Below are 12194 nucleotides of genomic sequence, written 5' to 3' on the forward strand. Positions count from 1 at the left end.
TGATCCTTGGGCTATTCGTGGATGTCTTTGTCTGCCGGGCCGAACATGCACAGGTGGTCGAGTACCCGCGACGGGTCGTCCGACCAGTGCATCGCCGCGAGCTGAGAGCGGCTGCGGCTACCGGTTCGCCAACGCAGCGCCACCCGGGTCACTCCTTCGGCGCGGATTGGCGATCGTCGTAATCGTCGTGCCAGCGCCACCATTCGTAGGGTTTGGTCTGTGGGTAGCCCTCCGGAGAGTCCTCCCACGCCTCCTGTCGCCCCAGCGCGGTCATGTCGAGGAAATGGAACGTGTTGTCGAACACCTCGTCACCGCGACTGTCGATGAAGTAGGTGCGGAAAATGCGGTCGCCGTCGCGGATGAAGGCGTTGGTGCCGTGCCACTGATCCACACCGAAGTCCGTGTCAAAGGCGCCATCCGGGCCGGGAACGATCGTGTACCACGGGTGGTCCCAACCCATTCGAGCCTTGATCCGCGCGATGTCTTCCTGCGAACCGCGAGACGCATAGACGAGCGTGGTGTCGCGGGCGTTCAGGTGCGCGAGGTTACCGATGTGGTCGGCCATCAACGAGCAGCCGACACATCCATGGTCGGGCCAGCCGTGCACGCCCGGGTCAAGAAAGGCGCGATAGACGATCAGCTGACGCCGTCCTTCGAAAAGGTCCAACAGGCCGACACTGCCGTCGGGCCCCTCGAACTCGTAGTTCCTTTCCACCGCCGTCCACGGCATCCGCCGTCGCAGTGCGGCCAGCGCATCGCGCGCCCGGGTGTGTTCCTTCTCCTTGACGAGCAGCTCCTGCCGCGCAGCATCCCACTCCTGCGCCGACACAATCGGAGGCGTCTTCATGCCATCTCCTCTCGGCGGACATCATCAAATCATTAAACAACTCAGTTGAACAATATCTTCCACCACACCACGAGCGATCGCTATAGTCAACAAGATGGTTGAAGATCAGGTTCTGGACCGCGCATACGGGGCACTCGCGGATCCGACCCGGCGACTGCTGTTGGAGACGCTGCGGCAGGGCGACGCCCGGATATCCGACCTGGCCGCGCCGCTGCCGATGACGTTCGCAGGCGTCTCTCGCCACATCGGCGTGCTGGAGGCGGCCGGGCTCGTTCGGCGCGAAGTGCGTGGCCGTGAGCATTGGCTGTCCCTGCAACCCGACGGGTTGACGATGGCCCAGCAGTGGATAGCCGAGCAGACGGAGTTCTGGTCGACGCGTGCCGACGCGTTGTCGGCGCGGCTGCGCAGGAAGGGCAGGCGGTGACCGAGGCGGTGACCGTCCGCGTGCAACGCGTCATGCCCGCCGCGCCAGACGCCGTGTTCGACGAATGGCTTGGTCGAGAGTCGTTGCAGGAGTGGATGTGTCCGCGTCCCGTCCAGGTGCTCGACGTCACCGTCGAACCACACGTCGGCGGGATCGTGCGCTTCGATGTCGACGATGCGGGCACGCGTGTCCTGATCACCGGCCAATTCCTCACCATCGACCGCCCGCGCCTGCTGCGCTTCACGTGGACCAACTCGAACTGGCCGGACCCGACGACAGAAAGTGTCGTGAACGTCGCCTTCGAACCGGTCGGTGAAGAGGAGACGCTCATGTCGATCGAGCATTCCCTGCTTCCCCCAGAGGAATTCGAGAGCTTCTACAGCGGGTGGACGCTCACCATCGATCAGCTCGCGGCCGCTCTGGGCGATAAGTGACCCAGCGCTGGATCGTCGACGCGATGAACGTGATCGGCAGCCGGCCGGACGGCTGGTGGAAAGATCGGCGAGGGGCGATCATCAGGCTGGTCGACCAACTCGAACGTTGGACCCCGACACAGGACCATCGCGTGACTGTGGTTTTGGAGCGGCCGATGTCACCGCCGATCGACTCATCGGTGATCGAGATCGCGCACGCGCCAAGGGCGGCCGCCAATTCGGCCGATGACGAGATCGTCCGGCTGGTCAAGGCCGACCACGACCCGCAGGATCTCACCGTGGTGACATCGGATAGCGCCCTTGCTGAACGGGTCCGCGCCGCAGGCGCATCGATCTACCCGGCCGCGAGCTTTCGCCACCTCATCGATCCAGTGCCGAAATAGGTGCGTTGGCCCCCTGCCACGGCATGCTAAAAATTGCCTTGATGGCTGTCACCGGGGGCATTCGTACGGCGTGGGGCGCGCTCTGCTGGGCGGGTGCGGTCGCGGCAGCTGTTCTGCTGACCGGTTGTACGGTCACCGCCGACGGTGAAGCCGTCCCCGCAGCCGATCTGGGTAGGGGGCCCGCCCCGGTGGCCGTTCGGGCACTTGACGCATTCCTGCTGCCGCCCGAACAGCTCAGTACGCTCGTCGGCGCAAGTGAACTCACGGTCAAGGACACGTTCTCCCAGATGTATCGCGGCAAAACCGCCGCCGGCGATTGTGCTGCCGCGGGCCAGGTGCCGTCGGGTCCCGTGTACGCAGGCAGCGGTTGGACCGCGATTCGCGCCCAGTACCTGGTCCAGATGCGGCCGGACGACAGCTACCAGAACAAGACCTGGCAGGCGGTGGTCTCGTTCCCGCTTCCCGTTGATGCCGAGGCGTTCTTTGCCAAGCAGGTGGCCAGTTGGCCCGTCTGCAACGGCCGTCGGGTCAACGTGCGCAACCTCGACGACCCCGACGCAACCGACAGCTTCTGGACCCTGGGAGACACAACCAACACGGACGGAACCCTGAGCATTGCGCAGTACGAAGACGGTGACAGTGATTGGACATGTGGAGTAGCGCTGACGATCCGCAACAACGTCGCCGTGAATGTTCAGGTGTGCCGCAACGGCATCAAAGACGAGGCAGTCGATGTCGCCGCGGCGATAGTCAAAAAGATTCCGGCCGAATAGATGACCTACAGCAGACTTCGTGCGCTCGCGCTCGGCACGGTCATGCTCTGCGCGGGCTGTGCGCAGACTGTCAACGGTGACCCACGATCCATTGCCGCAGCGGACGGCGCCGCCCCCGCCGTCGCGCCCGCCGATCTGGGCACGCTGTTGCTCTCGGATGCGGAAATGAGCGATGCCATCGCTGTGCCCGGCCTCGTCAGCCACGACCCCTACCAGGAGCTCACGCCGCCGCAAGGAGAGAGCTACTCGGACCCTTCATGCGCGGGGGCGCTGTTCAACACGATGTACACCGCATATGACGGAATCGACTACACCGGCATGGTCGGACGGAAGGTCGGCGCACCCGGCGACGAGTGGGGTCTGACCGACACCGACCAGGGTGTGGTGTCGTTTCGCAGTGCCGACGAGGCGAGCCGTTACGTCGTTCGGACACAGCTCGACTGGGATCGATGCTCCGACAAACGCGTCAGCGTCAGCGAAAACAAGGACGACAAGCTACCGCAGACATACACGGTCGGGTTTCCGACCGTCACCGACGAGATCCCGACCCTGCTGATAAGCCCGGAGGCCGGGGATGGTTACCTCTGCGAGCGCGCGATCGCATCCCGATCCAATGTGGTCATCGACGTCTACGTCTGCGCCGACGACGTCAAGGCAGAACAGGCGGTGGCCGTCGTGAACTCCATCGCCAACAAGATGCCGCACTGACCGGCAGGTACACTTCGAAAGATTTGCTGTGCGGGCCGTTGCACACGCGCTGAGCTGGTCCGCATCGGAGCCAACTGTGTACTGTCGTCGGCCTTGCAAGCGCCTATCAGCGCGCAAAATTTGCGAACGGAGCAGTTCGCTGGCTGACTTAGGATGGTCAAGACGAACGCCGTAATGGGCAGGAGGAGTTGCTGTGACCGATTGGTCGGGGGGTCGGTTCGGTGGCCCCAACCCGGTCGGAGGATCGGATCCGAGCGGTCCCGAGGCGCACGACACGCCCCAGCCAGGGCGCTGGGAGCCGGGCACTTCCGGGCAGCCCGCCCCGTGGCCACCGCAATCCGAGAGTGGTCGCTGGCAGCCGTCGACGCCCGCGCCTGGCCCGTGGCAACCGCAGGGACCTCAGGGTGGGGGAGGGTGGCCAGGTCAGCAGCCGCCGCCGATGCCGCCCCAACAGTGGCAGGCCCCACCGCCTGGTTACGCCAATCAACCCCCGCCTGGGCTACCGATGTTCGGGCCACCGCAGCCGCCACCACCGAAAAGCCGTAAGCCGCTGGTGATCACATTGGTGGCCGGTGGCGCGGTGATCGTGGTGGTAGCTGTCGTGCTGGCGATCACCCTCGCGGGCGGAAGCGGTAATTCGAAGAAGAGTGGATCGGCAGGAGACGTCGTCAAGGCCTACCTGGAGGCGTTGAGTGCAGGCAACGCGGAAGAGGCGCTGTCGTACGGAATCGACCAGCCCGCCAGCAAGGAGCTGCTGACCGACGACATTCTCAAGAAGCAGACCGCGGAATGGCCGATCACCAACATCCGGATACTGAGCGACGACTCGTCGGGGGCGGGCGCAACCATCGGCATGGCCTCTGTGCACGTCGCGGCCAACTTCGGGAACAAGACCTCGGATGCGACGCTGCAAATGAAGAAGAACGACGACGTCTGGAAGCTGGACTCGGCGGCGATCAAGATCCAGCCCACCCCTGGGGCGGAGAACTACGCCGCATCCAAGACCCTGACGTTCTTCGGAAAGCCGGCAGGTGACTCCACGGTGTACGTGTTCCCGGGTTGGATCGACCTCGGCACCAGCAATACCTACATGACGGTTTCGGCCAAACCCATGCTGCTCGATCAGCTTTCGCTGTTCTCGCTGTCCTGGATCCAGCCCAGTTTCGTTCTCTCCGACAAGGGGACAGACGCCGTCAACGCGCAACTCAAGGACGCGTTGGGTAAATGCCAGAGCTCCAATCTGCTTGCGCCACCAGGCTGTCCGGTGAAGTTGGACCCCGACGGGTACGCCGAGGGGACGGTTGCCTGGGGCCCCGCCGACCTCAGCAAGATCAAGGTCCAAAACTTCGATCCCTACCGGCTGACCTTGATGTTCAGCGGCGAGATCTCCGTTCCGCTAACGGTCAAAACCACCTCGGGCGGAACCGACCAGGGAAGCCTTACGCCGTTCCTGTTCGGCACTGCCGATATGGCCAAGACCCCGCCCGAACTGAAATTCAACTAGCCCCACCCCTATTGCCAATGCCTGAAAGGCCGCGATGACCGCGACGAGAACCCAACCCAATCACCAGGACATCGATACCGCGCAGCGAATCATCGCCTCGCTGAATCAGGCGTTCGCAGCCAAGGTCGTCGGCCAGGACAACCTGCGTGAATCCCTGCTGATCGGATTGCTCACCGGCGGTCATATCCTGCTGGAAAGTGTTCCCGGGCTGGCCAAGACGACGGCCGCGCGCGTGCTTGCCGAATCGGTGGAGGGCCAGTTCCAGCGCATCCAGTGCACGCCGGACCTGCTGCCCAGCGACATCATCGGCACACAGGTCTACGAATCGGCCACCAACTCCTTTGCCACGCAGCTCGGCCCGGTACACGCCAACATCGTGCTGCTCGACGAGATCAACCGGTCCAGTGCGAAGACACAGAGCGCCATGCTGGAGGCGATGGAGGAGCGTCAGACGACGATCGCAGGGACCATCTACCCGATTCCGGAACCGTTCCTGGTCGTTGCCACGCAGAACCCGGTCGACCAGGAAGGGACGTACCCGCTTTCGGAAGCCCAGACCGATCGCTTCATGCTCAAGGAAGTCCTGCAGTATCCCAGTGCGCAGGAAGAGGTCGAGGTCGTATTCCGCCGGGACGCCGGCGTGTACGACAAGAGCCACAGGACCGATGCCGTCATCGGTCTCGAGGATGTGCGCAGGTTGCAGTCGGTGGTGCGCAGTATCCACATGGACCCCGCGCTGATGCATTACGCAAGCCAGCTCGTCGCGGTCACCCGGCAAGCGTCGCAGTTCCTGCCGCCGCAGCTGGCCCGCGTGATCGAGTACGGTGCCAGCCCGCGTGCCACGATCGCGTTCTGCGAGTCCGGTCGCGCGCTCGCGTTGCTGCGCGGTCGCAATCACGTTCGCCCCGAAGATGTTCAGCAGCTCGCCCATCGCATCCTGCGCCACCGACTGATCCTCGGTTTCGAAGCCGCGAGCGCGAAGATCACCCCCGAAACGATCATCGACGCGATCCTGCAAACGGTGCGGGTGCCCTGACGCGCTGATGGGCAAGTACCTCAACCGGGCCAAGCTGTACTTCGGCACCGACACCCGCGGACTGCTCGAAGGCGGCCGATACGCATTGCTGCACACCCGCAGCCTGGAATTCGACGACCTGCGGCCCTATGTGGCCGGCGACGATGTTCGCGATATCGACTGGAAAGCCTCCGCGCGCACCGATCAGGTGCTCATCAAGCGGTTCGTCTCGGAAAAACACCACAAGATCCTGCTGATCGTCGACACCGGCCGCAACATGAGTGCGCTGGCGCCGAGCGGGGAGTTCAAACGCGATGTCGCCCTGCACGTCATGGGTGCGATCGGGCTCATCACCGGCAACCGCGCCGACGAGTTGGCGATGGTCTACGGGGATTCACGTGGGTCGGCCAACGTTGCAGCCCGCCGGGGCGAAACCCACATCGAGAGCCTGCTCGACCGCTTTTACAATCACAGCTCCAGTCAGTCGGCCACCAGCGACATCGTCACCCAATTGACCTATGTGGCAACGGGTTACCGCCGCCGGATGCTGGTCATCGTGATCTCTGACGAACCCAATGTCGATGAACGGCTCGCCGAGGCGCTGCAACAGCTCTCGGGTCGCCACGACCTGATGTGGGCGATGGTGTCCGATATGGCCGCCGTCGGATCCGCCGAAGGTGAACGAGACGGGTATGACGTCGCCACGGGCGGCTACGTGCTCAACGGCGCCACCCTGGGTCCCCGCATCATCGATTCCTACCGGCGCCGCGAAGCCGCACGGATGGCCGCGCTCGACGAGTTTCTCACCACTAGGGGGATCGGCCATACCCGAATCGCGGGCAGCGGTGAGATCCGCGCCAAGATCGTCGCGATGACAGAGGCGTTCGAGCATGCCGGGTGATCTGCTGCGCTATCTCGGCGGGCCCGCGGGATTCTCGTGGTGGTGGTGGATCGTCGCCGCGTTGTGCGCCGCAGGGATCATCGGTTGGTACGCAGGCGTATTCGTGTGGACATTGCCTCCCGCACGGCTGCGCAGGCTTCCCGTCCTCGGAAGCCTGCACTCCCGACTGCTACGGCGGCGCTTCTCGCGCAGCATCACCACCATCGCCGGGCACCACCGGGCAGGCGGCATGCCCGCGGCGCACGCGGCGGCAGCGATCAGCAGAACGCTGCGCAGCTTCCTCTACGTCGCGACCGGCGCCCGCGCACAGTACATGCACATCGACGACATTGCGGGCCATCACGCGCTGGCGCCCGCGGCACCCGTCATCAGCGCGCTCAACGACGCACAGTTCTCCACTGAGCACACCGACATCGACCGCGTGGCATCCGCAGCCGTAGAGGTGATCCGCACGTGGACCTGAGATGGTGGGCTGTCTTCATCGTCGGTGCGGTGGCGCTCGGTGCGGCGGTCGCGCTCGCGACCATGGTGCCGATGGACAGGATCACCAGGGTGCTGCGCCCGCTGGCGCACGTCGACCGGCTGACCGGCATGCCCGAGTACGCCCGCATCGCGCGGATCCAGTTCTGGTCGATGCTGATCACCTTGATCCTGCTGCTCGCCCTGTTCGGTACCGCGCTGCTGACCACGTCGAGGCCGATCGGTTTGTCCTCTGCCAGCCGAAATTTCGAGGCCGTGCATCCCGAGGACATCATGCTCTGCGTGGGTCAGCCCGTGACGGATCCGACCACCGCAGGCTTTCTCAACTACTTCGCACAGCACGTCCACACGTTCGACACCCAGCGCATCGGCCTCACCTCACCGTCGCTGCGAGTGGTGCCGCTCACCCGCGACGACGACTACGCGGCAGCGCAATTCAGTCGATTCGCCGGGCTGGCGTCGTTGCAGCACGATCTGGATACCGACAAGAAGCTCGCCGGACCGCAAGCCGACGAATTGCGGGCAGGGATCAACGACTTCTCCCGCACGGTCACTTATGACGACTACGTGCGCAGCGTGCAGGACATCCTCGCGTTGTGCATGACCGGTTTCCCGTCCTTCGACGACAAGAGCACCCGCCGTCGCTCGCTGATCTACCTGGGCCACAGCCGCTTTGGCAGCCCCGAGGACACAAGGGCGGCGCTCTTCTCCGACCAACAGGTCAAGGACATGGCGGCCGCCGCAGGCATCCAGGTCAACGTCATCACCCGCGCGGACATCAACAACTCGACCCCGGAGGCCAATGACGCACTGACCGCGGTCGCGTCGGCCAGCGGCGGCCGGGCCAGCGTGTACAACCCGGCAGGCACGGCAGGGGATAGTCCGTCTGGCACCGACCCGACGTTGGCGGGGCTGCTCGACAAGATCCGCGACAACCCGCCCAACGTGGTTCTACCCAGCGGCACGATCATCACCCGTCGATCCTGGGATTATCCCAACGTGCCGCTGATCGGCTCTCTGCTGATGGCCGGCCTGCTCTTCCTCTCTCTGGCGGTGCTGCGTCGATGACGTTTCAGCCGATCCTTCCCATCGCAGCGCTTCTCGGCATCGCGGCCGTGCTCATCGTGATCCGCATGGTCGCGCTGTACCGCGTGCTGGTGCGCACGGGCACGGGCCGCTACCTCAGGGTGGTGGCGCGTTGGAGCGGCCTGACCGCGGCAGGACTGCTTCTCGTGTTGGCCGCGGCCCGCCCTGGACTGGAGCCCAATGACGCCAACGCGCGCGCCGAGAACAAGCCGGCCAACGCGCAGAACGTCAACGTCAACGTGTTCTTCGTGGTGGATCGATCGGTGGATTCGCGCGTCGAGGATTTCGTCGACGGCGGCACGCGGATGTCGGGGATGCGCAGCGACATGACCGCACTCGTCAACCAATATCCGCGGGCCCGGTTCGCGGTGATCGGCTTCGCATCCAAGGCGCGGATGGACTGGCCGCTGTCCGATGACATGTGGTCGCTCAAACCCCGCATCGACGGCATGTCGCCCTACACCGATGTCCCGCCGGATGCGATGTTCACCGTCGATGCCGCCGCAGCGAATGATCTGTTGCGGGACAAGCTCGCTCAAGCGTCGCGGCTGTATCCCGGCTCGAAGAATCTGGTGTTCTATTTCGGGGAAGGAGCGGGCGGCTCACGCGCCCCGCAGAGCGGCTTCGACCTGCCAGAAGGCGCGGTGGCCGGGGGCGCTGTCCTGGGGTACGGCACTGCGGCGGGCGGACCGATCCGGCAGGGCTATTTCAACGGCGCGCTGGTGTACATGAGCGACCCGACGACGAGTGCACCCGCGATCTCGGGCATCAACGAGGACACCCTCAAGGCGTTGGCCGCACAGCTGGGGGTCCCGTACTTTCATCGGGACAACGGCCCGATCACGCCGGTGATACCCGCGGTCGACTTGACCGGGCCCGGCCCGGACGACTCGCCGGTGGTCTCGTCGATAGCGGTCGAGCGCACCGAACTGTACTGGGTCTTCACTGGGTTGGCCGCAATCCTGCTCCTGGTCGAGGTGTATCTGACGGTGGTCGAGTTCCGGCGTAATCGCATACCCCGCAAGGTGAGCCGATGATGCTGCGCAAAGGTCCGCGCACCGCCGCCCGCCGTGCCCGGATGAGCCTTGGCCGGTGGTGGCATCGAGGGCCGTCCAGAATGCGGCTACGTAGGCGCCTCATGGTGCTCGCATTGCCCGTGGCGCTATTGCTGCTTTTGGTCATCGCCAAGATCACCTCGACCATGGTTGTCGGCGACGCGGCGGTATCGGACTTCGCCAGCCATGACATCGACGCGCTGCGCGGCGACGTCGCCGCGTTGAACACGCTGAACATCATCGAGCCTGGCGAAGTGTCGTTCATCGCAGGCGATCTCGCCGTCCTCGAGGGTCGCCTCGACGAGGCTGAACAACGCTTCGACGATGCGCTTTCCGGTAGCGGCGCGCAAGAGTGTTCGGCGCGCGTGAACCTCGAGCTGGTACGGGAGACTCAGGGCGACCTCGCCGCTCGCAGCGGCGACAAGGCCAAGGCCGAAGAGCGTTACAACAGTGCGCTCCAAGTGGTTTCCGACGCGCCGCCCGGTTGTTTCAAGGACAACAGCGACGCCAACCCCGACCGGCGCCGCATACGCAACGACGCCGAACCCCGGCTGAAGGACAAGATCAAGAACCTGCACCTTCCTCCAGCACCGGCGCCCGCGCCCCCGCAGACGGTGGACTCTGCACCGCCACCGACGTCGCTGACGCCGACAGCGGTGCCGCCGCCACCCGCGCCCGGCGCGACGTCGACCCCGCCACCTCCTCCACCTCCACCACCGGCGCCGGGCGACGGTCCGGTCATCGAGAACGGCGGCGGGGGCGGCGACGGCCCCGGCGTTCTCGACCCGGTCAGCCCGGACAGGATCCCGGTGTCCGGCGGCGGATCAGCACCGCCGCATCGTCTCGGTACCGACGACGGCGGTAATCCGCTGGACAAGCTTCAGGAAGTATTGGGCGACGCCGACGCCACCGGCAGCAGCCGCGACAACACCGACTCCAGCACATGAGCGAGATCCCGCTGCGCGGCCGGAAGCCGACCAGTCACGAACGCATGACGGGTGAACCGTGGGACGCCTCCTACCACGGCGGACCGGCGCCGTGGGACATCGGCCGACCCCAGTGTTCTGGCATGTGTGGTTGTTTGTGAATCCTGACGTCACCGGTAGTTGTCGCGGAATCGGATTGCACCCAGGAGTTTGACTTCGAGCGCGCTCTAACTTCTACGGTGGTCCTTGTGAGTAGCAATCAGGATTGTCAGGAGACCCGTCGCGTCTCGATCGCCGAAGCGTCACAGCGAACGGGTCTGTCGCGACACACGTTGCGCTATTACGAACGTGCGGGCCTGATCGAGCCCGTCGAACGCAGCACCTCGGGTCGGCGACAGTACGAGGCCAGCGATTTGGACTGGTTCGCGTTCCTTGTCCGCTTGCGTCAGACCGGGATGCCCATCACACAGATGCAGAAGTTCGCGCGGCTACGCGCGGACGGGGTAGCGACGCTTGAACAGCGACGACAGCTTCTCGACGAGCACCGACGCCACGTCGAGGCAGCCATCGCTGTCCAGCAAGACCACCTCTCCGCACTGACCGACAAGATCGCGCACTACGAGCACCTCATCAACACCGCCCAACAAGGAGAGCGCACGTGAACGACGTCCCCACAACAGCATCCACCCTTGGCAGCATCCTGACCGACGACGTCGAGCGGGCTCGCTACGAACGTGGAGCCGAAATGCTCGCCCGGGTCGACGGCGAGGGCGGCCAGAAAGTTGTCGAATCGCTGGCCGACATCGCCCCCGCCTTGGCTCACCACGTCGTCGCCTATGGTTTCGGTGATGTCTATGGCCGACCGGGGTTGACGCCGCCCCAGCGCCAGCTCGTCACCCTCGGGATGCTCACCGCACTTGGGGGATGTGAGCCTCAGCTCGACGTCCATATCAACGCTTCCCTGAACGTGGGGCTGACATCTACCCAGATTGTTGAAGCGATCACCCATGCCGCTGTCTATTGCGGCTTCCCGAAAGCGTTAAACGCGATCTTCGTCGCCAAGCGGGTCTTCGCCGAGCGGGACCTGCTGCCCGTGAGCCCCAGCCAATAGACACCGCGTTCGGCATCCTTCAGTGACTACCTAGGTCGCGGCACTTTGCCCATTTCGATTGCGTCCACCGAGGTTGCGTGATGGCCACGCGGCAATCGAAAGTCGGGGGAAGTGCTTGGCGCGTCGCCGCCATGGAAGCGGACCGGATTCAGACGAGGTACCACGACGACCGGATCTAACTAGTGGCCGATCAGCCGTTCTGCGACATTCCGTAGCAAGCGCCATAGTGCTCGGGCGTGCACGGCACGCCGTTCACCGTGTCGAATCCGTTCGGATTGTTGACGATGTTCGCCCCGCCGCCGGCCGGCGGAGGAACGGGGATAACCGGCGCGGGGCCGCCACCTGCCCCGCTGATGCACACGCCGTCGAAACGGGTCGGCTTCGTGCCCCACGGGCATTCGGAGTCAGCCGAGGCCGGCGACACGACCACCAGCGGGGCCGCGACGAAGGCCACAGCACATCCGAAAACGACCACACCACGCTTCAAATTCACCATCTAAGCTCTCCGCACCTCTCAGCCGACCCGGACCAGCCTAACCCGACAGCT

Annotated in this window: 17 protein-coding genes and 1 pseudogene; 15 read left to right on the plus strand and 3 right to left on the minus strand. The window is 64.8% G+C overall.

The annotated features are described in order from the left end of the window. Window positions 1–11: 11 nt before the first annotated feature. Both D6M19_RS35125 and D6M19_RS21555 read right to left on the minus strand, forming a co-directional pair. Window positions 12–143: a hypothetical protein gene (locus tag D6M19_RS35125; protein ID WP_268812326.1), complete on the minus strand. Its 132-nt coding sequence runs from the start codon at window positions 141–143 to the stop codon at window positions 12–14. 5 nt (window positions 144–148) lie between these two features. Next, window positions 149–847 (minus strand): DUF899 domain-containing protein, encoded by a 699-nt coding sequence (locus D6M19_RS21555; RefSeq protein WP_123027301.1) that lies wholly within the window; start codon window positions 845–847, stop codon window positions 149–151. Window positions 848–941: 94 nt separating this feature from the next. Here D6M19_RS21555 and D6M19_RS21560 point away from each other — a divergent pair, with 94 nt between their 5' ends. The 15 genes and pseudogenes from D6M19_RS21560 to D6M19_RS21630 all read left to right on the plus strand — a co-directional run bounded on the left by D6M19_RS21560 (window position 942) and on the right by D6M19_RS21630 (window position 11647). Then, a complete protein-coding gene (locus D6M19_RS21560; protein ID WP_123027302.1) occupies window positions 942–1271 on the plus strand; it encodes an ArsR/SmtB family transcription factor in 330 nt (109 codons plus the stop codon). Then, window positions 1268–1705, plus strand: coding sequence for an SRPBCC family protein (locus D6M19_RS21565; RefSeq protein WP_123027303.1), 438 nt, complete (start codon window positions 1268–1270; stop codon window positions 1703–1705). The genes D6M19_RS21560 and D6M19_RS21565 overlap by 4 nt, the downstream gene beginning before the upstream one ends. Window positions 1706–1728: 23 nt before the next feature. Beyond that, on the plus strand, window positions 1729–2088 hold the full coding sequence (locus tag D6M19_RS21570) for an NYN domain-containing protein (protein WP_123027373.1): 360 nt from the start codon (window positions 1729–1731) through the stop codon (window positions 2086–2088). A gap of 41 nt (window positions 2089–2129) precedes the next feature. Next, window positions 2130–2861 carry a sensor domain-containing protein gene (locus tag D6M19_RS21575; protein ID WP_164478610.1) on the plus strand — a complete coding sequence of 244 codons (732 nt, stop codon included), beginning with the start codon at window positions 2130–2132 and terminating at the stop codon, window positions 2859–2861. After that, window positions 2862–3569 carry a sensor domain-containing protein gene (locus tag D6M19_RS21580; RefSeq protein ID WP_123027305.1) on the plus strand — a complete coding sequence of 236 codons (708 nt, stop codon included), beginning with the start codon at window positions 2862–2864 and terminating at the stop codon, window positions 3567–3569. Between the two features lie 193 nt (window positions 3570–3762). After that, entirely contained in the window at window positions 3763–5073 is a 1311-nt protein-coding gene (locus D6M19_RS21585) for a DUF4878 domain-containing protein (protein ID WP_164478611.1), read from the plus strand. Between the two features lie 34 nt (window positions 5074–5107). Next, window positions 5108–6109: an AAA family ATPase gene (locus tag D6M19_RS21590; protein ID WP_123027307.1), complete on the plus strand. Its 1002-nt coding sequence runs from the start codon at window positions 5108–5110 to the stop codon at window positions 6107–6109. 7 nt (window positions 6110–6116) lie between these two features. Beyond that, window positions 6117–6989 carry a DUF58 domain-containing protein gene (locus D6M19_RS21595; protein ID WP_123027308.1) on the plus strand — a complete coding sequence of 291 codons (873 nt, stop codon included), beginning with the start codon at window positions 6117–6119 and terminating at the stop codon, window positions 6987–6989. Next, window positions 6979–7452, plus strand: a complete 474-nt coding sequence (locus D6M19_RS21600; protein WP_123027309.1) for a hypothetical protein — start codon at window positions 6979–6981, stop codon at window positions 7450–7452. The genes D6M19_RS21595 and D6M19_RS21600 overlap by 11 nt, the downstream gene beginning before the upstream one ends. Then, window positions 7443–8537, plus strand: a complete 1095-nt coding sequence (locus tag D6M19_RS21605) for a hypothetical protein (RefSeq protein ID WP_123027310.1) — start codon at window positions 7443–7445, stop codon at window positions 8535–8537. Before D6M19_RS21600 ends, D6M19_RS21605 begins: the two co-directional genes overlap by 10 nt. Beyond that, window positions 8534–9592, plus strand: coding sequence for a VWA domain-containing protein (locus D6M19_RS21610; protein ID WP_123027311.1), 1059 nt, complete (start codon window positions 8534–8536; stop codon window positions 9590–9592). Before D6M19_RS21605 ends, D6M19_RS21610 begins: the two co-directional genes overlap by 4 nt. Beyond that, window positions 9589–10557 carry a tetratricopeptide repeat protein gene (locus tag D6M19_RS21615; protein ID WP_234834976.1) on the plus strand — a complete coding sequence of 323 codons (969 nt, stop codon included), beginning with the start codon at window positions 9589–9591 and terminating at the stop codon, window positions 10555–10557. The genes D6M19_RS21610 and D6M19_RS21615 overlap by 4 nt, the downstream gene beginning before the upstream one ends. Then, window positions 10554–10670: pseudogene (locus tag D6M19_RS34870) on the plus strand (SAM-dependent methyltransferase); the annotation flags it as partial. The gene D6M19_RS21615 and the pseudogene D6M19_RS34870, both read left to right, overlap by 4 nt. A 114-nt stretch (window positions 10671–10784) precedes the next feature. Next, window positions 10785–11198 carry a MerR family transcriptional regulator gene (locus D6M19_RS21625; protein WP_234834977.1) on the plus strand — a complete coding sequence of 138 codons (414 nt, stop codon included), beginning with the start codon at window positions 10785–10787 and terminating at the stop codon, window positions 11196–11198. After that, complete coding sequence (locus tag D6M19_RS21630; protein WP_206428588.1) at window positions 11195–11647, plus strand: carboxymuconolactone decarboxylase family protein; 453 nt, start codon at window positions 11195–11197, stop codon at window positions 11645–11647. Before D6M19_RS21625 ends, D6M19_RS21630 begins: the two co-directional genes overlap by 4 nt. 190 nt (window positions 11648–11837) lie before the next feature. On the opposite strand, the gene D6M19_RS21635 is transcribed toward D6M19_RS21630, so the two are convergent. Further along, window positions 11838–12143 carry a hypothetical protein gene (locus D6M19_RS21635; protein ID WP_123027314.1) on the minus strand — a complete coding sequence of 102 codons (306 nt, stop codon included), beginning with the start codon at window positions 12141–12143 and terminating at the stop codon, window positions 11838–11840. Window positions 12144–12194 lie beyond the last annotated feature (51 nt).

Source organism: Mycolicibacterium stellerae (assembly GCF_003719305.1).
In the GTDB taxonomy this organism is placed as follows: Bacteria; Actinomycetota; Actinomycetes; order Mycobacteriales; family Mycobacteriaceae; genus Mycobacterium; species Mycobacterium stellerae.